Origin of the sequence: Rhizobium sp. CG5, assembly GCF_023701945.1 — a bacterium.
GTDB lineage: Bacteria > Pseudomonadota > Alphaproteobacteria > Rhizobiales > Rhizobiaceae > Allorhizobium.
Map to the genome: position 1 here is coordinate 356,216 of NZ_JABAEF010000003.1, position 19,744 is coordinate 375,959.

At 61.9% G+C, this 19,744-nt stretch carries 23 protein-coding genes; 12 read left to right on the forward strand and 11 right to left on the reverse strand.

What is annotated here, in order from left to right; all coding sequences use genetic code 11:
• Window positions 1-39: 39 nt before the first annotated feature.
• The 6 genes from HGO38_RS07545 to HGO38_RS07570 form a co-directional block, all read right to left on the reverse strand.
• Window positions 40-471 carry a VOC family protein gene (locus HGO38_RS07545; protein ID WP_250955274.1) on the reverse strand — a complete coding sequence of 144 codons (432 nt, stop codon included), beginning with the start codon at window positions 469-471 and terminating at the stop codon, window positions 40-42.
• Window positions 472-642: 171 nt separating this feature from the next.
• On the reverse strand, window positions 643-1,599 hold the full coding sequence (locus tag HGO38_RS07550; RefSeq protein ID WP_502941516.1) for a Tim44 domain-containing protein: 957 nt from the start codon (window positions 1,597-1,599) through the stop codon (window positions 643-645).
• A gap of 232 nt (window positions 1,600-1,831) precedes the next feature.
• A complete protein-coding gene (gene cydB, locus HGO38_RS07555) occupies window positions 1,832-2,836 on the reverse strand; it encodes a cytochrome d ubiquinol oxidase subunit II (protein ID WP_250955275.1) in 1,005 nt (334 codons plus the stop codon).
• Window positions 2,826-4,232, reverse strand: a complete 1,407-nt coding sequence (locus HGO38_RS07560; RefSeq protein ID WP_250955276.1) for a cytochrome ubiquinol oxidase subunit I — start codon at window positions 4,230-4,232, stop codon at window positions 2,826-2,828. Before HGO38_RS07560 ends, cydB begins: the two co-directional genes overlap by 11 nt.
• Before the next feature lie 214 nt (window positions 4,233-4,446).
• On the reverse strand, window positions 4,447-6,042 hold the full coding sequence (gene serA / locus HGO38_RS07565; protein ID WP_250955277.1) for a phosphoglycerate dehydrogenase: 1,596 nt from the start codon (window positions 6,040-6,042) through the stop codon (window positions 4,447-4,449).
• Between the two features lie 77 nt (window positions 6,043-6,119).
• Window positions 6,120-7,295, reverse strand: a complete 1,176-nt coding sequence (locus HGO38_RS07570; RefSeq protein ID WP_250955278.1) for a phosphoserine transaminase — start codon at window positions 7,293-7,295, stop codon at window positions 6,120-6,122.
• 310 nt (window positions 7,296-7,605) lie between these two features.
• Here HGO38_RS07570 and HGO38_RS07575 point away from each other — a divergent pair, with 310 nt between their 5' ends.
• Entirely contained in the window at window positions 7,606-8,184 is a 579-nt protein-coding gene (locus tag HGO38_RS07575) for a DoxX family protein (protein WP_250955279.1), read from the forward strand.
• Between the two features lie 93 nt (window positions 8,185-8,277).
• Here HGO38_RS07575 and HGO38_RS07580 read toward each other — a convergent pair whose 3' ends face one another.
• Window positions 8,278-9,108, reverse strand: coding sequence for an outer membrane protein (locus HGO38_RS07580; RefSeq protein WP_250955280.1), 831 nt, complete (start codon window positions 9,106-9,108; stop codon window positions 8,278-8,280).
• A gap of 228 nt (window positions 9,109-9,336) precedes the next feature.
• Window positions 9,337-10,338 (reverse strand): LLM class flavin-dependent oxidoreductase, encoded by a 1,002-nt coding sequence (locus HGO38_RS07585; RefSeq protein WP_250955281.1) that lies wholly within the window; start codon window positions 10,336-10,338, stop codon window positions 9,337-9,339.
• 169 nt (window positions 10,339-10,507) lie between these two features.
• On the opposite strand from HGO38_RS07585, the gene ruvC reads away from it, so the two are divergent.
• The 10 genes from ruvC to HGO38_RS07635 all read left to right on the forward strand — a co-directional run bounded on the left by ruvC (window position 10,508) and on the right by HGO38_RS07635 (window position 16,112).
• Window positions 10,508-11,020 carry a crossover junction endodeoxyribonuclease RuvC gene (ruvC, locus tag HGO38_RS07590; protein ID WP_250955282.1) on the forward strand — a complete coding sequence of 171 codons (513 nt, stop codon included), beginning with the start codon at window positions 10,508-10,510 and terminating at the stop codon, window positions 11,018-11,020.
• A 55-nt stretch (window positions 11,021-11,075) separates the two neighbouring features.
• The gene (locus HGO38_RS07595; RefSeq protein WP_250955283.1) at window positions 11,076-11,324 is read left to right on the forward strand and encodes an AbrB/MazE/SpoVT family DNA-binding domain-containing protein; all 249 of its coding nucleotides are present in this window, start codon (window positions 11,076-11,078) and stop codon (window positions 11,322-11,324) included.
• Between the two features lie 4 nt (window positions 11,325-11,328).
• Window positions 11,329-11,742: a type II toxin-antitoxin system VapC family toxin gene (locus HGO38_RS07600; RefSeq protein ID WP_250955284.1), complete on the forward strand. Its 414-nt coding sequence runs from the start codon at window positions 11,329-11,331 to the stop codon at window positions 11,740-11,742.
• Between the two features lie 11 nt (window positions 11,743-11,753).
• Complete coding sequence (gene ruvA, locus HGO38_RS07605; RefSeq protein ID WP_250955285.1) at window positions 11,754-12,371, forward strand: Holliday junction branch migration protein RuvA; 618 nt, start codon at window positions 11,754-11,756, stop codon at window positions 12,369-12,371.
• An 80-nt stretch (window positions 12,372-12,451) separates the two neighbouring features.
• Window positions 12,452-12,712: an AbrB/MazE/SpoVT family DNA-binding domain-containing protein gene (locus HGO38_RS07610; RefSeq protein ID WP_250955286.1), complete on the forward strand. Its 261-nt coding sequence runs from the start codon at window positions 12,452-12,454 to the stop codon at window positions 12,710-12,712.
• Window positions 12,709-13,107 carry a type II toxin-antitoxin system VapC family toxin gene (locus HGO38_RS07615; RefSeq protein WP_250955287.1) on the forward strand — a complete coding sequence of 133 codons (399 nt, stop codon included), beginning with the start codon at window positions 12,709-12,711 and terminating at the stop codon, window positions 13,105-13,107. The genes HGO38_RS07610 and HGO38_RS07615 overlap by 4 nt, the downstream gene beginning before the upstream one ends.
• Window positions 13,104-14,144: a Holliday junction branch migration DNA helicase RuvB gene (ruvB, locus tag HGO38_RS07620; protein ID WP_250955288.1), complete on the forward strand. Its 1,041-nt coding sequence runs from the start codon at window positions 13,104-13,106 to the stop codon at window positions 14,142-14,144. The genes HGO38_RS07615 and ruvB overlap by 4 nt, the downstream gene beginning before the upstream one ends.
• Entirely contained in the window at window positions 14,145-15,044 is a 900-nt protein-coding gene (locus HGO38_RS07625) for a metallophosphoesterase (RefSeq protein ID WP_250955289.1), read from the forward strand.
• A 4-nt stretch (window positions 15,045-15,048) separates the two neighbouring features.
• Window positions 15,049-15,558: an NUDIX hydrolase gene (locus HGO38_RS07630; protein ID WP_250955290.1), complete on the forward strand. Its 510-nt coding sequence runs from the start codon at window positions 15,049-15,051 to the stop codon at window positions 15,556-15,558.
• A complete protein-coding gene (locus tag HGO38_RS07635; RefSeq protein ID WP_250955291.1) occupies window positions 15,555-16,112 on the forward strand; it encodes a DinB family protein in 558 nt (185 codons plus the stop codon). The genes HGO38_RS07630 and HGO38_RS07635 overlap by 4 nt, the downstream gene beginning before the upstream one ends.
• Here HGO38_RS07635 and HGO38_RS07640 read toward each other — a convergent pair.
• From HGO38_RS07640 to HGO38_RS07650, 3 genes are read right to left on the reverse strand one after another with little or no spacing between them, the layout of a single operon-like run.
• Window positions 16,109-17,005, reverse strand: a complete 897-nt coding sequence (locus HGO38_RS07640) for an NAD-dependent epimerase/dehydratase family protein (RefSeq protein WP_250955292.1) — start codon at window positions 17,003-17,005, stop codon at window positions 16,109-16,111. The two genes, HGO38_RS07635 and HGO38_RS07640, sit on opposite strands and share 4 nt — an antisense overlap.
• Window positions 17,002-17,871 (reverse strand): glycosyltransferase, encoded by an 870-nt coding sequence (locus HGO38_RS07645; protein WP_502941512.1) that lies wholly within the window; start codon window positions 17,869-17,871, stop codon window positions 17,002-17,004. Before HGO38_RS07645 ends, HGO38_RS07640 begins: the two co-directional genes overlap by 4 nt.
• On the reverse strand, window positions 17,871-19,091 hold the full coding sequence (locus HGO38_RS07650) for an NAD-dependent epimerase/dehydratase family protein (RefSeq protein ID WP_250955293.1): 1,221 nt from the start codon (window positions 19,089-19,091) through the stop codon (window positions 17,871-17,873). The genes HGO38_RS07645 and HGO38_RS07650 overlap by 1 nt, the downstream gene beginning before the upstream one ends.
• A 124-nt stretch (window positions 19,092-19,215) precedes the next feature.
• Between HGO38_RS07650 and ybgC the strand changes: the two genes are divergently transcribed.
• Window positions 19,216-19,656, forward strand: a complete 441-nt coding sequence (gene ybgC / locus HGO38_RS07655) for a tol-pal system-associated acyl-CoA thioesterase (protein WP_250955294.1) — start codon at window positions 19,216-19,218, stop codon at window positions 19,654-19,656.
• Window positions 19,657-19,744: the final 88 nt, after the last annotated feature.

Below are 19,744 nucleotides of genomic sequence, written 5' to 3' on the forward strand. Positions count from 1 at the left end.
CTGCCCTCGGTGATTGGCCGGAGTTGACAGTCTCAACGGTTACGCCGTGCGTCCATCGGGATATTCCGCAGGCCCCTTGATCTCGATCTTGTTGCCGAACGGGTCGTGGATATAGAACGAATGCCCCATGCCTCGGGCACCGCCATGGAAGGCCTCGCGCGAGATTTCGACCCCATGGCGTTCCAAATGGGCACGGAGGTCTTGGTGATCAAAGGGGCTGGTGGCGATGCAGATATGATCGACATTGCGGCCGCCAGCGACAGGCGGCGCCGCCGTCCGCCCGCCCGGATGGGTAATGTCCCACAACACGATCAGCGACGATCCGCACCAGACCTGCTCCATGCCGAGCGCCGGATAGGAATAGCCCGGCTGGCACCCCATGACCTCAAGATAGAATCGAAGCGCTCGGTCCATGTCATCGATCAGCAAGACGACATGATCGATGCCGACAGGGGAGAAAGGAGGTGCCATGCCAGGTGCCCATCATTTGACGCCGTCGTGGCTCAACGGCGATGCCAGCAAATGATATCAGCCGTTGGCGTAACAGGCGAGCGCCCTCTCCTATTCCTGCCATGACCACGTCCCAAAACAAAAAAAGGCCCGAAGCACCATTCCGTGCTTCGGGCCTTTTGGTCTTTGTGATCAGGCGGCGTCCGTGCCCTGGATGGCGGAGACCTGCCAGCCGGCGCCGGGGCGGCGCACGAAGGTCCAGATCTCGACCGAGTCGGACGCAGTGTCCGGGTCGCCGCTGACGACGGCGCCGGTGGTGCGGTCGCGCATCACGTCGATCGCCTCGTAGCGCATGGCGATGGTGGCATAGTCGACCGTGCCTTCGCGCCAGCTCTCCGCCACGTCGCCCTGCACCAGATGCACGTCGCGCACCTCGTTGCGCAAGCCCTTGGTGGCGTTGTCGCTCAGTTCTTCGGCCAGATAAGACATAGCTTCCGGCGTCGTCAGGCGGCGCAGGGCCGCATAGTCTTCCGCGGCATAGGCGGCCTGCACATCCTTCAAGATGCTTTCGAACGTGTCGAGATCCTGCTTCTGGATGCCGATTTCGTCAGCCGATACGGGCTTCGAGCCGCCGAGCAGCGCGCCCATGCGGGGAATTTCGAAACCGGGCGCCTTGTTGCCCTGCGGCGACGGACCGCCGGTCGGGGTCGAATGGGCCGCCTGCTGGCGATTGCGGAAGAACCGCATGGCAAGGCTTGCCAGAACCGCGATCAGAATGACCTGGAAGATCAGGCCGAGGAAGCCGATGCCGCCGCCCATGCCGCCGCCGAGCATCATGCCGATCAGACCGCCCATCATCAGGCCGCCGAGCATGGAGCCGCCAAGGCCGCCGAAGAAGCCGGGACGCTGCTGGTTGGCCGGCGTTGCATTCGGCTGGGTGGTATTGGTGCGCGGCGTCATGCTGCGCTCGACGGGTGCTGCCGGAGCCGGCGCCGTGCGAGTGGCCGGCGGCGCCGAGAAGGTCTTGGTGCCACGGCTGCCGAAGCCGCTGAAGCCACCGGCCTTGCGGGCTTCGGCCATGTCGGTGGTGGCGATCGACACCATCAGGCCGACGGCCAGGATCCCCAGATATTTCGAAATGCTGCGAATGGACACCAATTTTCCCTTTCCTCCGGACGCTCCCATGCACCCGTTTCAATCTATATGGCGACGGCGTGCCGGCAATTGAAGGGCACGCCGTCGCTTTTCGCCAAATTCGTGCCGCGCGCCTAGACCGCAAGGGCCAGCTTGATCACCAGCGCCACGGCGCTGACCGCCAGCAACCCGACGAACCAGAGACCGACGAACCACCCCAGGCGCTTGGGCAGGGATTGCTTCTCCATCAGTGATAGCCCTCCTCCGGATCGACCTTGCCGCGGAATACCCAATAGGCATAGGCGGTATAGGCGAGGATGATCGGCACCAGCACGGCCGCCCCGACCAGCAGGAATTTGAGGCTCGAATCCGGCGCCGCCGCATCCCAGATCGTCAGCGAGGTCGGCACGATATAGGGATAGAAGCTGATGCCGATCCCGGCATAACCGAGCACGAACAGCCCGAGTGCGGCCACGAAGGGCCGGATGTCCTTGTTGCCGCGTACACCGGTGACGATCAGATAGAGGCAGCCCAGCACCAGCACCGGCACGATGACGCTGAACACCGCCGTCGGGAAGCTGAACCAGCGCTCCAGATAGAGCGGCTCGAGCCACGGGGTCCACAGGCTGAACACGCCCATGGCGCCAACCGTCAGAAAGGCCGTGACCACGGCGAAGCGCCGCGCCCGGGTGGCAAGTTCATCCGTGGTCTTCATGACCAGCCAGGTCGACCCCAGCAGCGCATAGCCGAGCAGCAGGGCGAAGCCGGTGGCCACCGAAAACGGCGTCAGCCAGTCCCACCAGCCACCGGCATAGGCGCGATTGACCACCGGAATGCCCTGCACCAGGGCGCCGAGCGCCACCCCTTGAGAAAAGCCCGCCAGAATGGAGCCGCCGGCGAAGGCATAGTTCCACAGATGTTCGGCCCGCTTGGTGCGCCAGCGATATTCGAACGCCACGCCGCGAAAGATCAGGCCGAGCAGCATGGCGATGATCGGCGCATAGAGCGCCGGCAGGATGGTCGCATAGGCCAGCGGAAACACCGCCATCAGCCCGCCGCCGCCCAGCACCAGCCAGGTCTCGTTGCCGTCCCAGACCGGCGCCACCGAATTCATCATCTGGTCGCGGTGGCGTTTTTCCGGAAAGAACGGAAAGAGAATGCCGACGCCGAGATCGAAACCGTCGAGCACGACATAGGCGAGAACCGCGAAGGCGATGATCGCCGCCCAGACGAATGCCAGATCAATGATCATGCTTGCCTCCCTTGGTCTGAGCAGCCGGCGTGATGCCGGACGTGCGGATCGGTCCGTCGTCGAGATCGGCCATCGGGTCGCGCGGCAGGCGCGCCATCAGCCGCAGGATGTAGAAAGTGCCGGCGCCGAACACCAGGAAGTAAACGATGATGAAGGCGATCAGCGAGGTGGCGACGGCCGGTGCCCCGATGGGCGACAGCGAATCCGCCGTCAGCAGGTGACCATAGACCGTATAGGGCTGCCGCCCGACCTCCGTGGTGACCCAGCCGGCCAGCACCGCCACAAAACCCGCCGGCCCCATGGCCACGGCCGCCCGATGCAGCCAGTCGTTGTCGCGCAGGGTGCCGCGATACCGACACCACAGGCTCCACAGCCCCATGCCGAGCATGGCAAATCCGATGCCGACCATCACCCGGAACGACCAGAACACGATCGCCACCGGCGGCTCCAGCTCGTCCGGCACGGTGTCGAGACCGGAAAGCGGCGCATTGAGGTCATGCTTGAGGATCAGGCTTGAGAGCTTTGGGATCTCGATGGCGTAGTCGACCCGCTTTTCCGCCGTGTTCGGAATGCCGAACAGGATCAGCGGCGCGCCATTCGGATGGCTCTCGAAATGGCCTTCCATCGCCATGACCTTGACCGGCTGATGTTCGAGCGTGTTCAGCCCGTGCATGTCGCCGGCAAAGATCTGGATCGGCGCGACGATCGCCGCCATCCACATGGCCATCGAAAACATCTTGCCGGCCCGGTGCGGCGCGGTCTTGCGCAACAGGTGCCAGGCGCCGACCGCCCCGACCACGAAGGCGGTGGTGAGATAGGCGGCCAGCACCATATGCACCAGCCGATAGGGAAAGGACGGGTTGAAGACGATCGCCCACCAGTCGACCGGAATGAACTGGCCGACATCGTTCATGGCAAAGCCGGCCGGTGTCTGCATCCAGGAATTGACGGCCAGGATCCAGGTGGCCGAGATCAGCGTGCCGAGCGCCACCATCAGGGTCGCCAGAAAATGCAAGCCCGGCCCGACGCGCTTCAATCCGAACAGCATGACGCCGAGGAAGCCGGCCTCCAGGAAGAAGGCGGTCAGCACCTCATAGCCCATCAGCGGCCCGATGACCGGCCCGGCCTTGTCGGAAAACACGCTCCAATTGGTGCCGAACTGGTAGGACATGACGATGCCCGACACCACGCCCATGCCGAAGGCGACGGCAAAGATCGTCTTCCAGAAGTTGAAGAGCTCCAGATAGACCTCTTTCTTCGTCCAGAGATAGAGGCCTTCGAGCACCGCCAGATAGCTGGCGACGCCGATCGAGAAGGCCGGAAAGATGATGTGAAAGGACACCGTGAAGGCGAACTGGATTCGCGCCAGCAGTTCCGCATCGAAATTGTCAAACATCACATAGACTTCCTCTGGACGGTGCCGACCATAATCTGATGAAAGTCAAATAGGCTTATCGCCCGAAGGATCAATGCGACATCGCGCCCGCATGATGCGACAGGACCGCACAGTGCGACCGTTTGCCCCCTCCGGCAAGCTGGAATGAGAAAAACCCGGCGCGGAGGAGGCTCCGCGCCGGGTTTCGAACTCTGCCGGATTGGCGATCAGCCCGTCAGTCGATGTTGAACACCAGCGGCTTGGCCTGCTTGACGGCCGGGTTGGCGGTCAGCTGGTCGAGCACGGTCTGGGCGACCGGGCCGTCGACATAAAGAAGCGCGATGGCGTCGCCACCTTCCTTGTCGCGGCCGAGCTGGAAGTTGGCGATGTTGACGTTGGCATTGCCGAGCGTGGTGCCCATGAAGCCGATCATGCCGGGAACGTCGGTGTTCGAGATGTAGATCATGTTCTGACCGACATCGGCATCCATGTTGATGCCCTTGATCTGGATGAAGCGCGGCTTGCCGTCGGAGAACACCGTGCCGGCAATCGAGCGTGTCTGCTTGTCGGTGGTGACGGTGAGCTTGATATAGCCGTCATAGACGCCTGTTTTGTCGCGCTTCACCTCGGAGACGATGACGCCCTTTTCCTTGATCATGATCGGCGCCGAGACCATGTTGACGTCGGCCACCTGCGGGCGAATGAGACCGGCCAGCAGGGCAGATGTCAGCGCCTTGGTGTTCATGCCGGACGTGACGCCGTCAAAGAGGATCTCGATTTCCTTGATCGGGCCCTCGGTCATCTGGCCGGCAAACGAGCCGAGCACATCCGCCAAACGAATGAACGGCTTCAGGATCGGCGCTTCTTCCGCCGTGATCGACGGCATGTTGATGGCGTTGGAGACGGCACCCTTGACCAGGTAATCCGACATCTGCTCGGCCACCTGGAGCGCCACATTTTCCTGGGCCTCCGTGGTCGAGGCACCCAGATGCGGCGTGCAGACCACATTCGGCAGGCCGAACAGCGGGCTTTCCTTGGCAGGCTCGACTTCGAAGACGTCGAAGCCGGCACCGGCCACATGACCCGACTTGATGGCTTCGGCAAGGGCTGCTTCATCGACCAGGCCGCCGCGGGCGCAATTGATGATGCGCACGCCGGGCTTGGTCTTGGCGAGGTTTTCAGCGCCCAGAATACCGCGCGTCTTGTCGGTCATCGGCACATGCAGGGTGATGAAATCGGATTTCGCCAGCAGGTCGTCGAGTTCGACCTTGGTGACGCCCATTTCCTGGGCGCGCTCGGCCGACAGGAAGGGGTCATAGGCCAGAACATGCATGCCAAGGCCGATGGCCTTCTTGCAGACGATGCCGCCGATATTGCCGGCGCCGATGACGCCGAGCGTCTTGCCGGTGATTTCGACGCCCATGAACTTCGACTTTTCCCACTTGCCGGCCTGGGTCGAGGCATCGGCCTGCGGCAACTGGCGGGCCACGGCGAACATCAGCGCGATGGCATGTTCGGCCGTGGTGATCGAGTTGCCGAACGGCGTGTTCATGACGATGATGCCGCGGCGCGAGGCGGCCGGGATATCGACATTGTCGACGCCGATGCCGGCGCGGCCGATGACCTTGAGATTGGTGGCGGCCGCAATCAGCTTTTCCGTCGCCTTGGTGGCGGAGCGGATGGCCAGGCCATCGTAATTGCCGATGATCTCGGCCAGCTTGTCCTTGTCCTTGCCGAGCTGCGGCTGGAAATCGACTTCGACGCCGCGGTCGCGGAAAATCTGGACGGCAGTTTCCGACAGTTCATCGGATACGAGAACGCGAGGTGCCATGGTAGGCCTCCTGGTTAAGACGTTGGATCTGAATTCGGGAATGAAAGGCTCCGCCGAGCGGGCGGAGCCGGAACCGCTTAGGCCGCAGCCTTGGAGAGCGTTGCCTTCTGGGTCTCAAAGGCCCAGGTCAGCCACGGCATCAGGGCCTCCATGTCGGGAGTCTCGATGGTGGCACCGGCCCAGATGCGCAGGCCGGACGGCGCATCGCGATAGGCGCCGATATCGAAGGCAACGGCCTCCTTCTCGAGCAGGCCGACAACGCCCTTGGCAAAGGCAGCCTGTCCGTCGGCGTCGAGCGCCAGCACGTCCTTGTCGACGATGGTCAGGCACACGGATGTATTGGAACGGGTCTCGTCGACCTTGGCCAGATTGGCGAGCCAATCGGTCTTGGCGGCGAAATCGAAGATCACCTTGGCATTGGCATCGGCACGGGCGATCAGGGCCTTGAGCCCGCCGAGCGACTTCGCCCAGTTCAGCGCATCGAGATAATCTTCGACGCAGAGCATCGACGGCGTGTTGATGGTCTCGCCGGTGAAGATGCCCTCGATCAGCTTGCCGCCCGAGGTCATGCGGAAGATCTTCGGCAGCGGCCAGGCCGGAACATAGGTGGTCAGGCGTTCGACAGCGCGCGGGCTGAGGATGATCATGCCATGACCGCCCTCGCCGCCCAGCACCTTCTGCCAGGAGAAGGTCGTCACATCGAGCTTGGAGAAGTCCATGTCTTGCGCAAAGGCCGCCGAGGTGGCGTCGCAGATCGTCAGGCCCTTGCGGTCGGCCGGAATGAAATCGGCATTGGGAACGCGCACGCCCGACGTGGTGCCGTTCCAGGTGAAGACCACGTCGCGGTCGAAATCGACCGCGGAAAGGTCGGGCAGCAGGCCGTAATCGGCATTGAACTTGCGCACGTCGGCCAGCTTCAGCTGCTTGACCACATCGGTCACCCAGCCGGCGCCGAAGCTTTCCCAGGAAAGCATGTCGACGCCGCGCTCGCCGAGCAGCGACCAGAGCGCCATTTCGACGGCGCCGGTGTCGGACGCCGGCACGATGCCGATGCGGTAATCGGCGGGAACGTTCAGAATTTCGCGAGTGAGGTCGATGGCCTGCTTGAGCTTTGCCTTGCCGACCTTGGCCCGGTGCGAACGACCGAGCGGGGCATCGGAAAGCGCGTCGAGCGACCAACCGGGGCGCTTCGAGCAAGGGCCAGAAGAAAAATGGGTGTTGTTCGGACGCAGGTCCGGCTTCGTCGTGGTCATCGTACTACCCTTCCAGGTATATGGCCTCTCGTTGGGGAGAGGTGTCCCACTGACCGGACTATCGCCAGCTTTCTTTTCCGTCAAGCGTTTTTTGCCGAACAGTGCGTTTTGCAAAACTCTTCCGATCGGCTCAACTTTATTGACATAGGTCAACTCGAAATCCGCCGGGCGGCCTATCCTGCCAATCGTCAACTGCAGCTCGGAAAACTGCCACGCAGTCGTGACGAAAGACAACGATAACGCCATCGAGCGGCTCTCTTAACGGCAATGCCGGGGGAGGCTCCGCCCATTGCCAAGAAAGACCTTTCCAATGACCGACAATACATCCTTTTCGAACCCACAAGAACGCCTGTGGATTCCAGTCCTTGGCGGATTTTATGACCGGTTTGCGCAACCCTTTGCCTGGACGGCATTTCGTATCGCAATCGGCGGCATGCTGATGGTCGAAGGCTGGCCGAAGCTCATGGCACCGCTTGCCCAGGTCGGCTTCGTCGAAAATCTCGGCTTCTACCCCGGCTGGATCTGGTCGCCTTTGCTGGCGGTGATGCAATTCTTTGGCGGCTTCATGATCGCCATCGGTCTATTGACCCGGCCGGTGGCGCTCGCCAACATGGTCATGCTGGCCATCACCCTGTGGTTCCACTACGCCTTTCCCTATGGCCATGCACTCCTGACGGATGCCGGCATCGAAGCCCTGAAAACCGGCAGTGATTTCTTCACTCCGGACGGCGTCAAGCGGCTTGCCGACGGCGGAACGAAATTCCTGGAACAGGTCCAGACCAAGGCCGAGCTCGCCTCGCTGTTCTGGACGGGCGGTGCCGGAGTGTTTGCGGCCTTCGGTGGCGGCTACTGGTCGGTCGACCGGCTGTTCCTCAAGAAGGAATTCTGATCGGCCCATCGCTTCCGACACACGAAAACGCCCGCATCACTGGTGGATGCGGGCGATTTGATTCGGTCCGGGATCGGGCCGGAGAGCGGTGTCTTACTTGTAGACGATATCGGCCGGAGGCGGCTCATAGGGAGCCGGCTGGTCGCAGCCGCCAAAGGCATAGCGGGCGCCGACGCGGGCTTCGTGCATGTTGAAGCCCTTGTCTTCGCCGGGACCGCCGCCGAGATTGTAGCCGAACATGTCGCCGCCGGAGATATGGCGGAAGCGATAGCCGACATCGGCCTTGATGTTGCAGGTCACGTCGATCGATGCGCCGGCCATCAGCGCATAGGTCAGGCGCCAGCTGCCCTTGCCGTCGTGATCATAGGTCGGGTCGCAATTGGTCGAATCGGCCGTGTCGCACGATGTGTTGTGCAGGTCTTTCCACTTGACATAGGAGCCACCGATACCGGCGCCGACATAAGGGGTGACAGAGCCGTAGGTGCCGAGATCCACATAGGCATTGGCCAGCAGGCTATAGACCGTCATCGACGTTTTATCCGAAGAGGTGCAGTCGTCGGCCACGCCGCACGAGCCGCTGGTCGAGCCGTTGAAGTCGGCCCTGGTCAGGTAATCGAAGGTCACGTCCGTGCGCAGGTAGTTGTTGACCTGGTAACCGACACCGGCGCCGAGCAGGAAGCTGTCGTCCAGATCCGCGCTGTCGAAATCGACGCGGTTGGAATTGCTGCCCTGGAAATAGTTGGCACCCTTCATGTCGTTGAACGAATAGCCGATATCGCCCCGCAGATACCAGCCGGAGGCTTCAGAAACCACGACTTCCGGAGCATCCATCATCGGCGCGGGCTCGGGCTGATACACATCGGCGGAATAGGCGGTGGTTGCCGCCAGCAGCGCGACAGCCGCGCTCAAAAGGCCCAGTTTCATGGCGATATTCTCCAAATCCTCGTTGAACCACGGGCCGTTATCGCGGCCACCATCCTGATCTCGTTTGGATAATGAAGAACAAAAGTTAAGGGGCGATTAACTACGTCTGTTTACTTTAAATTGCATCAGAACTCGAACTGTACTACTCCCGACAAAGACAAACCGGCGGCAACGTGTCCGCCACCGCCGGTCCAAAATCCAAAACCTGATTGTGCCGGCCTGCCCGTGTCAGGCCGCTGCGCGCATCAACTGCCCCAAACCGGCGAAAAGCTCGACGGACCGCAGGCGTGCCTCGACATCGTGAACCGGCATCGAAATGATCAGCTCGTCGGCCCCGGTTTCGGCCAGGAACTGCGAAAGCTTGTCATTGGCGGTGCGTGGCGAACCGACCACGGCATAGCGCAGCGTATGTTCGACGCTGAACTTCTCCATCTCGCTCCACAATCCCTCCATGCTGTCGACCGGCCGGGGAAAGGCCTGGCGCACATTGCGGCGCAGATTGATGAACTGCTGCTGCGCCGATGTGAAATGCCGTTCGGCTTCGGCATCCGTATCCGAAACGACCCCCATGACGCCGACCATCATATAGGGTGCGGCCAGTTCTGCGGAGGGCTGGAAACGATCGCGGTAGATGGAGACGGCCTCCATCAGCGAATCCGGGGCGAAATGCGAAGCAAAGGCATAACGGAGCCCCAGCGCCGCGGCGAGATGGGCGCTGTAGAGACTGGACCCGAGCACCCAGATCGGCACATTGCTGTTCATGCCGGGAACGGCCAGCAGGCCCTGGTCCTCGCCGGCCGGCCCGAGCAGCCGCTGCAACTCTATGATATCGTTTGGAAAGCTTTCGGCACCCGCCTCCAGATTGCGCCTCAGCGCCCGCGCCGTGCGCATGTCGGTGCCCGGCGCGCGGCCAAGGCCGAGATCGACGCGGCCGGGAAACAGCGCCTCCAGCGTGCCGAACTGTTCGGCGATCACCAGCGGCGAATGATTGGGCAGCATGACGCCGCCGGACCCGATGCGGATCCGCTTGGTGGCGGCGCCAACATGGCCGATGACGATCGAGGTCGCGGCGCTGGCAATGCCCGGCATGCCATGGTGTTCGGCGAGCCAGAAACGGTTGTAGCCAAAGGCTTCCGCCTGCTGTGCCAAACGGCGCGACGCATCGAGCGCCTCGCTGACGCTATGGCCTTCGGACACCGGCGAAAGGTCGAGAATGGAAAACGGGATCATGGACGAGAGCCTTCATAAAACGGGATATAAAAACGGTTTGGTTTCTCATGTAGTCACGCCCTGCGGATTTACCAATATTTGCCTGGCCGTCATGCGGGCCAATGGTCGATGTTTTTGGTTTGTTCACTTTTCGCTGGCACTTCTGCGATCCGGAAGGATATCATCGATCATGAATAACGCGATTCGCATCATCGGCATCGACCCAGGCCTGCGCCGCACCGGCTGGGGCGTCATCGAGACATTGGGCAATTCGCTGCGCTTCGTCGCCTCCGGCACGGTGACCTCCGATGGCGACATGGACCTGGCCTCAAGACTTTGCCAGCTGCATGACGGCCTTTCGGAGGTCGTGCACAGCTATCAGCCGCACGAGGCGGCCGTCGAGCAGACCTTCGTCAACAAGGATGCGGTGGCCACCCTGAAGCTCGGCCAGGCCCGCGGCATCGCCATGCTGGTGCCGGCCCGCGCCGGGCTGCCGGTTGCCGAATACGCCCCCAATGCCGTGAAGAAATCGGTGATCGGCGTCGGCCACGGCGACAAGAAACAGATCCACATGATGCTGAAGATCCTGATGCCGAAGTCGGAATTCAAGGGCGACGACGCCGCCGATGCGCTGGCCATCGCCATCTGCCACGCCCACAATCGCGGCGGCGACCGGATGCGCAAGGCGCTGCTGGCCGGCTAGTTTGTTCTTGACTTGTTCTCGCTCCCTCGATAAGTAATACCTTGGAGGTATTACAATGCGAGTGACCGAAAAAGGCCAAGTGACCATACCGAAAAATGTCCGCTCCAATCTCGGCATAGACTCCGGCAGCGAGGTCGAATTTGTGCTGCGTGACGGAGAAGCCGTGTTACGGCGCGTTCAGCCATCAAGCAAAGAAGCAGAGCGCCGCGTGCAGGAGCTTGTCAATCACCTGCGGCGCCAGCAGGGCTCGATGTCTCTCGGCGACATGACCGGTGACGAGTTCTACCGGTTGCTGCGAGACTGAACCCATGGCAACGCTGGTCGATACCAATATCCTGATCGACGTCTTTCACACGCGAAGCGCATTCACGGAATGGTCTTTCGCCCGGCTGCAGGCAGCCCGCTTTGAGGGCGCACTGATCATCAATCCTCTCATTTATGCCGAAATGGCGGCCGGCTACGCCACCGTGGCAGACCTGGAGGCGGCGTTGGTGCCGAGCCTCTTTCAGCGGGAAGACCTTCCCTGGGAAGCGGCCTATGCCGCGGGCCATGCCTACCTGCAGTATCGCCGCGGCGGCGGAGAGAAACGCGCGCCGCTGCCCGACTTCTACATCGGTGCCCACGCCATGGTGAAGAACCACAAACTGCTCAGCCGCGATGCCGGTCGGTACCGCACCTATTTTCCGCTCCTTTCCCTCATCTCCCCCGAAACCCATCCCTGACGGACACCCCCATGATCGGCAAACTTAAAGGTACCATCGAGGAGATCGGCGACGATTACGTGCTCGTCGACGTGCATGGCGTCTGCTACGTCGCTTTTTGCTCGTCGCGCACGCTCGGGCGGCTCGGTTCGCCGGGTGAAGCGATCGTGCTCTATATCGAGACCTATGTGCGGGAGGACCAGTTGAAGCTCTACGGCTTCATGACCGCGCTGGAGCGCCAATGGTTCAACCTGCTACAAAGCGTCCAGGGCGTCGGCGCCAAAGTGGCGCTGGCCGTGCTGTCGACGCTGACGCCGGGCGAACTCGCCAATGCCATCGCGCTGCAGGACAAGACATCGATTTCACGCGCCCCCGGCGTCGGGCCAAAGGTTGCCATTCGCCTGGTCACCGAATTGAAGAACAAGGCTCCCGCCTATGCCGGCGAGGCCAGCGCTAATATCGGCCTGAAGCAGGAACTCGGCGAAGGCGTCGCCTCGGCGCCGGTCTCGGACGCCGTCTCGGCGCTGACCAATCTCGGCTATTCCCGCGACCAGGCCGCCAACGCCATTGCCGCGGCGCTGAAGAACGGCGGCGAGGACGCCGACAGCGCCAAGCTGATCCGGCTGGGGCTGAAAGAGCTGTCGCGGTGATATCCTTGCTTTTGGCGTAGTTCCTTACTATTTTGGATTTGTAAGGAGCAGGACAACTGACGAACCTGAGGACGCAGAGCATGAATGTCTTCTATGCGACCATGACTTCCAAGGGGCAGACCACGGTCCCTGCTGAAATCCGCGAGCTTTTGAAGTTGAAGCCCGGCGACCGGCTTCGGTACGTCGTGAAAAACGGCGAGGTCACGCTGAAAGCCAAGAATAAGCGGCTGACCGATCTTGCGGGCATCCTGCATCGTCCAGGCATGCCGGCCATGACGGTCGAAGAGATGAACGAGGCTATTGGCGAGGCTATCGTCGACCATGTGATGGGACGCGAATGATCGGCATCGATACCAATGTCTTGCTTCGCCTCACCATCCGGGACCATGATGAGCAGACGAAACTGGCGCTCGCGTTTGCTGGCAGCCTCACGCTTGAACAGCCTGGCTTCATCAACAGCGCGGTTTTGCTGGAATTCATCTGGACAGCCCGTCGGCAGGTAAAAATGTCCAAAGAGGAATTGAAGATCATCCTATCGGGCTTGCTCGATTCTGAAAATCTGGTGCTGGAAGACGAAAACGTCATCGAACTGACACTGGATGAAATGGATCGCAGCAACGAGGAATTCGCCGATATTTTTATCGCTCTCAAGAACCGGGAGCTTGGCTGCAGGACAACCATGACATTCGACCGGAAAGCCGCAAGGACAGTCCCCCACATGGAACTGCTCGCATGACCGACCCTGCCCGTCTGATCACCCCGGAAAAGAAGGGCGAGGATCTCGACACCACCCTGCGGCCGCAGACGCTGGACGAGTTCACCGGCCAGGCGGAGGCGCGCGCCAATCTGAAGATCTTCATCGAGGCGGCCAAGAACCGTGGCGAGGCGCTGGATCATGTGCTGTTCGTCGGCCCGCCGGGCCTCGGCAAGACGACGCTGGCGCAGATCATGGCGAAAGAACTCGGCGTCAATTTCCGCTCGACCTCCGGTCCGGTCATTGCCAAGGCCGGCGATCTCGCCGCCCTTTTGACCAATCTCGAAGAGCGCGACGTGCTGTTCATCGACGAAATCCATCGGCTCAGCCCAGCGGTGGAGGAAATCCTCTATCCGGCCATGGAGGACTTTCAGCTCGACCTGATCATCGGCGAAGGCCCGGCGGCCCGCTCGGTGAAGATCGACCTGTCGAAATTTACGCTGGTCGCCGCCACCACCCGTCTCGGCCTTCTGACAACGCCGCTGCGCGACCGCTTCGGCATTCCTGTGCGCCTGTCCTTCTATACGGTGGAGGAACTGGAGCTGATCGTTCGGCGCGGCGCGCGGCTGATGGGCCTTGGCATGACCGACGACGGCGCCCGCGAGATCGCCAGACGGGCCCGCGGCACGCCGCGCATTGCCGGCCGCCTGCTGCGCCGGGTGCGCGATTTTGCCGAGGTCGCCCGTGCGCCAGCCGTGACCCGCGAGATTGCCGACGAGGCGCTGACCCGCCTGCTGGTCGACAATATGGGCCTCGACCAGCTCGACAAGCGCTATCTCAACATGATCGCCGTCAATTTCGGCGGCGGCCCGGTCGGCATCGAGACGATCGCCGCCGGCCTGTCCGAGCCCCGCGATGCCATCGAGGACATCATCGAGCCCTATATGATCCAGCAGGGATTTATCCAGCGCACGCCGCGCGGCCGTGTTCTGACCGCAAATGCGTGGAAACATCTCGGCCTGCAGCCTCCGAAAGACATGGAGGCCGCGCAGTTCAGGCTGACGCTCGAGGACGATTGATTGATCAACAGACGGAATTTTATGAAAACGCTTGGCGGCGGTGTCGCCGGCATGATGGTCCTTGGCTCCTATGCCTTCGCGATCGAACCCCTCGCCCGCCTCAATATCACCCGCTACGCCCTGACGCCGCCCGGCTGGACGCCGGGCCTCAAGCTTCGGATCGTGGCGCTTGCCGATATTCACGCCTGCGAACCCTGGATGTCGGCCGACCGCATCGCGACGATCTGCGCCCGCGCCAATGAGCTTGGCGGCGACGTCACCGTTCTGCTCGGCGACTATGTCTCCGGCATGAAGCTGACCACCGGCACCGTTGCCCCGGACCGATGGGCGGCAGCGCTTTCGACGCTCACGGCACCGCTGGGCGTCCATGCGGTGATGGGCAATCACGACTGGTGGGAAGATCCCGAGGCCCAGGACGGTGGAACCGAAACCTTCAGCCACCGCGCCCTGCGCGATGTCGGGATCACGGTGCATTCCAACACCGCCATCCGGCTGGAAAAGGACGGTAGCGCCTTCTGGATCGCCGGCCTCGAAGACCAGATCGCCTTGCTGCCGAATTCGAAGTTCAACCGCCATGGCGTGCAGGGCCGGCACGATCTCGACGGCACCTTGGCCAAGGTGACCGACGAGGCACCGGTGATCCTGCTGGCCCACGAGCCCGATATCTTTCCCAACGTGCCAAGCCGGGTGGCCCTGACGCTGTCCGGGCATACCCATGGCGGCCAGGTCCGGCTATTTGGCCATGCGCCCGTCGTTCCGTCGCGCTTCGGCGACAAATATGCCTATGGCCATGTCGAGGAGAATGGCTGTAACCTGATCGTCTCCGGCGGGCTCGGCTGCTCCATCGCACCGATCCGCTTCGGCTCGCCGCCAGAGATCCTCGTCATCGACTTGGGATAGTTTTATGGCCAAACGCACGATGATCACCATCAAGGCCAAGCCGAAGCGGTTCAACTACCGCATCGCCGGCCTTGGTTTTCGCGATGGCCATGTGCTGGTGCATCGCGCCACCCATGAGAGCTTTTGGACCTTTCCCGGCGGCCGCGCCGAAATCGGCGAGACATCGGCAGACACGCTCAAACGCGAAATGATCGAGGAACTGGGTGTCGAGGTCACCGTCGGGCCGCTGCTCTGGGTGGTGGAGAACTTCTTCCATTATGAAAAGCGCGACTGGCACGAACTCGGCTTCTACTACCGCATGGAGATCCCGGCCGATTTCCCCTTTCATCCGACCGACATCGTCCATCGCCTGACAGACGGCGGCAACGATCTTGAGTTCAAATGGGTGGAAGCGACCACCGCCAGCCTGACGGCGCTCGACATCCCGCCCTATTTCATCGCCGAGCAGATCGAAACCCTGCCGGACACGACCCGCCATCTGGTATGGTTCGACGGGGAGCTTGATCAGAAATGACCGATCCAGTCCGCGTCTTCCGCAAACTCGCCCATGCCAATGCGCTGGCCAATCACCGGCTGCATACCGCCTGTTCCGCCCTGCGTCCCGGTGAATTCGAAGCGGCGAGACAGAGTTTCTTCCCCTCGATCCGCGCCACCTTGAACCATATCCTGATCGTCGACTGGTTCTATGTCGACGCCCTGGAAGGAGGCACGCTCGGCCCGAAAGCCTTCGAGAACCGCGAGCCCTTCCCGGACCTACCTGATCTCTCCAAGGCACAGACCGACGTCGACCGCCGCCTGATCGCTTTATGTAACGCTCTGGATGGCGAAAAACTTGCCGCCATCGTCAACGTGCATCGCGGCAGCCGCATCCAGCACGACCGCTGCGACGATATCCTCAGCCACCTGTTCCAGCACCAGACCCACCACCGCGGCCAGGTCCATGCCATGCTGTCGGGCACCAGTGTCAGACCGCCGCAGCTGGACGAGTTCATCGTCGGTGACGATGCAACGGCCCGCACCGAAGACCTGGCGGCATTCGGATGGACCGAGACGGATCTGATGCGTTAGCCGGCCTGCACCTCGCAACCCGCCAGCCGCCGAACCGTCTCCTCCAGCAGCGTTTGCCCGCCCGGTCGCCAGCCGAGCGCCCGGATTTTGTCCGTCGGCATTGCCGCGACCGCGCCTTTGTCGGAGGCGTCTGGCAGCGGATGCTGACAATGCGTGACCGTCTGGACGGTGGCCAGAATGTCATGCCGGTCGGTGACGATATCGGAGACGTTGAACACCTGACCGCTCACTTTTGCAGCCTCGGTCTCCAGCATCAGCCGAACCGCCTGGCCGACATCGCGCCCATGCACCTCCGAGCCCACCCGCGCCGCGATCGGCCGGCCCGCCAGGTAATCACCCAACAAATCGTCCCATTTGTTCGGCCGCAGGTCGCCATAGACACCGGTCAGCCTGAGGCTTGCCCCGGTAAAACCCGGCGAGGTCAGGTCGCGCAGCACCTGCTCGGCCCTCAGCTTGACGTCGCCATAGAGCGTCTGCGGCGAGAGCTGCAGGTCTTCGACAAGCTCTGTGCCCGATTCGACCCCATCATAGACAGCACGGCTCGACAGGAAGACGCAGCGCCGCACACCCGCCCGTCTGGCCGCGTCGAACAGGCTGACCGTACCGTCGAGATTTCTCCGCCGGAAGCCCGAGGGATCGTCCCCCTCCCCGCCGCGATACCGGCCGGGCAGATGATCGAAGGCCGCGTGGACGAAGAAATAAGCCTCGTCGAAGGCCGAGATCTGGTCGAGATCGGCATCCAGCAGCAGCGGCACGAAACGCACTGGCCTGGAGAACAGCGAAACCTGCGGTGCGTGTCGCCCGCCGACCGTCACCTCATAGCCGCCCGCCAGCAGCGCCTCGACCACATAGCGCCCGACCAGTCCCGTGCCGCCGGAGACCAGCACCTTCATGCGGCAGCAACTTGCTCAGGATTGGCCAGCGACGCAATGTCCGGAATATCCCGGCCGGTATAATAGGCCTGCCACAAAGCGATCAGCGGCTTCAGCCGGTCCGCCTTGGGATGATCGATCTCCCACGGCTTTTCATATTGGTAATGCAGAACAGAGATGCTCTTCCAGTCCCAGAGATCCGGCAGCGCGAACCACACATATTGCAGCATGTTCATGAAAACAGGCAGACCGTGCCAGTCGGGAAAATAGTCCTCGAGAAAGGTCTGGTCGGTGCGCCGCCAGAAGGCATCCGGCTGGTCCAGCCGCTTCAGCATCGTCTCGAAGGTCGCAAGCGACGGCCGGGCGACGAACACGCCGGAATTGAGCCTTTGAAAATCGGCCAGGCTTTCATAGACATTCGGCGCTGCGGAAAATTCCGGGTAGTCGAACAGCCTGTCGATGGATTTCAGCACAATCGCATCGGCATCGATGAATATGCAGGCCCTGTAGTCGATCAACTGCCAGAGCCTGAGCTTGCAGAAATTGTCGAGCGGCGCGTGGAAGGCCGGCTTTCGCCCCTTGGTGAAGGGCGCCGCGGCATGCACATTGCCCTTGGCATGGCGTTGATTGAAGCCGTCCGACAGCGGCAGATGATCGACCTCGACCAGCCGGCAGCCGAACGGCAGCAGCGGCTCAAGATCGTCAGCCGCGACGCCTTCCGTATGCAGCACGACGATGTCGGCATGACTGCCGGAAAGCCGGATCGAACGGGCCAGCGCCACGGCCCCCATGGCATAATCGCCATTGGTCACCAACGTGACATAGGCCTCGCGGGAGCTGGCGGGGGTGGCAGAGCGCATGCCGCGCAGCATTTCGGTTCCCATCATCACGAGACGGATTTCAGCCGCCTGCCTTCCGGATCGCGGTTGATGGTCTGGGCGATGTCCTTGGTCCAGGCCGAGACAGCCGGAACACGCGACCGGTCGACGCGATAGGAGAACTTCTTCGCCACATCGACGATCTCGGCCAGCAGACCGCTTTCCAGCGTGGTCGGCGCAAGGCCGAGTTCCAGGAACTTGTCGTTGCGGACGATCAGATCGTTCTCCGCTGCTTCCTTGCGCGGATTGGGCAGCCAGGCGATCTCGGCGCCGGAAATCTTGGCAATCATCTCGGCGAGGTCGCGAACCCGATGGGTCTCGGTCATCTGGTTGAAAATCTCGACCCGCGCGCCGCGGACCGGCGGATTGTTGAGCGCGATCTCGATGCAGCGCACCGAATCCTGGATATGGATGAAGGCGCGGGTCTGGCCGCCGGTGCCATGCACGGTCAGCGGATAGCCGATCGCCGCCTGGATCAGGAAGCGGTTGAGAACCGTGCCGTAATCGCCGTCATAATCGAACCGGTTGATCAGCTGCGCATGGCGCCGGGTCTGCTCCGTATGGGTGCCCCAGACGATGCCCTGGTGCAGGTCGGTAATGCGCAACCCGTCATTCTTGGCATAGAACTGGAACAACAGTTGATCGAGGCACTTGGTCATGTGGTAGATCGAGCCGGGATTGGCCGGATAGAGGATCTCCTGGCTGACCGAGCGGCCGTCGACCGTCTCGATGCCGACCGGCAGATAGCCCTCGGGGATGGCAGCACCCACCGTCGAATAGCCGTAGACGCCCATGGTGCCGAGATGGACCAGATGCGCATCGAGATTGAGTTCGGTGAGCGCGTTCAACAGATTGTGCGTGGCGCTGACATTGTTGTTGACGGTGTAGTTCTTGTGCCGGTCGCTTTTCATCGAATAGGGCGCGGCGCGCTGTTCGGCGAAATGGATGATGGCGTCCGGCCGGTTTTCGGCAAGCCAGTTCTTCAGCAGCTCGTAGTCCTTGGCGAGATCGATCAGATGAAAATGAATGCGGCGGCCGGTCTCGGCATGCCAGATACGGGTGCGTTCCTGGATACTGTCCATCGGCGTCAGCGATTGCACGCCAAGCTCGGTATCGATCCAGCGACGCGACAGATTGTCGAGGATATGAATGTCGTGACCAGCATCCGACAGATGCAATGAGGTCGGCCAACCGATAAACCCGTCGCCGCCCATTACCGCTATTTTCATGGAATCGTCTCCTGTGGCCACATGATAGACGACCGTGATAATGCCGATTTGTGACAGAACTACAACGCCGACCCTGGCCGAGCGACGCGGCGGCCCCGGCCGATCTGCTGTAAAGGATAGAGAGATGAACGATGTCAGCGCGCAGCTGAGCGGCGAACTGTCCGAGAATGGACACCGGTTGTTGCAGCGGGTGTATTACGAGGACACGGACTTTTCCGGCCTGGTCTACCACGCCCGCTACCTGCACTTCCTGGAGCGCGGCCGCACGGATTATTTGAGATGTCTCGGGGTGGAACAGAGCGCCCTGCACACGGTCGATGCGGAGGGGCTGGTCTTCGTCGTGCATCGCATGGAGATCGACTTCAAGAGCCCGGCTCGCATGGACGATATTCTGCTGATCGAGACATCGACCGAGAAGGCCGGTGGCGCCAAGATGGTCTTGAAGCAGCAGATCAGCAGCGCCGGACGCCTGTTGATCTTAGCCAACGTCATCATCGCCGTCGTCAACGCCAGCGGCCGGCCTCGCAGATTGCCGGAGGATCTGGCCGCCAAGTTCTTGGGATGAGTGACGATATGCTATACTGGTATGCTAACGCTCCGTTAACCGTAATGATGTCTTAATCGCCCGAATTAGATTTGTGCGGTGCACGCCT

Bases quoted from the DNA above. Each gene is read 5' to 3' on its own strand.
- HGO38_RS07545 (WP_250955274.1), bottom strand. From the start codon at position 471: ATGGCACCTCCTTTCTCCCCTGTCGGCATCGATCATGTCGTCTTGCTG.
- cydB (WP_250955275.1), bottom strand. From the start codon at position 2,836: ATGATCATTGATCTGGCATTCGTCTGGGCGGCGATCATCGCCTTCGCG.
- HGO38_RS07560 (WP_250955276.1), bottom strand. From the start codon at position 4,232: ATGTTTGACAATTTCGATGCGGAACTGCTGGCGCGAATCCAGTTCGCC.
- serA (WP_250955277.1), bottom strand. From the start codon at position 6,042: ATGGCACCTCGCGTTCTCGTATCCGATGAACTGTCGGAAACTGCCGTC.
- HGO38_RS07570 (WP_250955278.1), bottom strand. From the start codon at position 7,295: ATGACCACGACGAAGCCGGACCTGCGTCCGAACAACACCCATTTTTCT.
- HGO38_RS07575 (WP_250955279.1), top strand. From the start codon at position 7,606: ATGACCGACAATACATCCTTTTCGAACCCACAAGAACGCCTGTGGATT.
- HGO38_RS07580 (WP_250955280.1), bottom strand. From the start codon at position 9,108: ATGAAACTGGGCCTTTTGAGCGCGGCTGTCGCGCTGCTGGCGGCAACC.
- HGO38_RS07585 (WP_250955281.1), bottom strand. From the start codon at position 10,338: ATGATCCCGTTTTCCATTCTCGACCTTTCGCCGGTGTCCGAAGGCCAT.
- ruvC (WP_250955282.1), top strand. From the start codon at position 10,508: ATGAATAACGCGATTCGCATCATCGGCATCGACCCAGGCCTGCGCCGC.
- HGO38_RS07595 (WP_250955283.1), top strand. From the start codon at position 11,076: ATGCGAGTGACCGAAAAAGGCCAAGTGACCATACCGAAAAATGTCCGC.
- HGO38_RS07600 (WP_250955284.1), top strand. From the start codon at position 11,329: ATGGCAACGCTGGTCGATACCAATATCCTGATCGACGTCTTTCACACG.
- ruvA (WP_250955285.1), top strand. From the start codon at position 11,754: ATGATCGGCAAACTTAAAGGTACCATCGAGGAGATCGGCGACGATTAC.
- HGO38_RS07610 (WP_250955286.1), top strand. From the start codon at position 12,452: ATGAATGTCTTCTATGCGACCATGACTTCCAAGGGGCAGACCACGGTC.
- HGO38_RS07615 (WP_250955287.1), top strand. From the start codon at position 12,709: ATGATCGGCATCGATACCAATGTCTTGCTTCGCCTCACCATCCGGGAC.
- ruvB (WP_250955288.1), top strand. From the start codon at position 13,104: ATGACCGACCCTGCCCGTCTGATCACCCCGGAAAAGAAGGGCGAGGAT.
- HGO38_RS07630 (WP_250955290.1), top strand. From the start codon at position 15,049: ATGGCCAAACGCACGATGATCACCATCAAGGCCAAGCCGAAGCGGTTC.
- HGO38_RS07635 (WP_250955291.1), top strand. From the start codon at position 15,555: ATGACCGATCCAGTCCGCGTCTTCCGCAAACTCGCCCATGCCAATGCG.
- HGO38_RS07640 (WP_250955292.1), bottom strand. From the start codon at position 17,005: ATGAAGGTGCTGGTCTCCGGCGGCACGGGACTGGTCGGGCGCTATGTG.
- HGO38_RS07645 (WP_502941512.1), bottom strand. From the start codon at position 17,871: ATGATGGGAACCGAAATGCTGCGCGGCATGCGCTCTGCCACCCCCGCC.
- HGO38_RS07650 (WP_250955293.1), bottom strand. From the start codon at position 19,091: ATGAAAATAGCGGTAATGGGCGGCGACGGGTTTATCGGTTGGCCGACC.
- ybgC (WP_250955294.1), top strand. From the start codon at position 19,216: ATGAACGATGTCAGCGCGCAGCTGAGCGGCGAACTGTCCGAGAATGGA.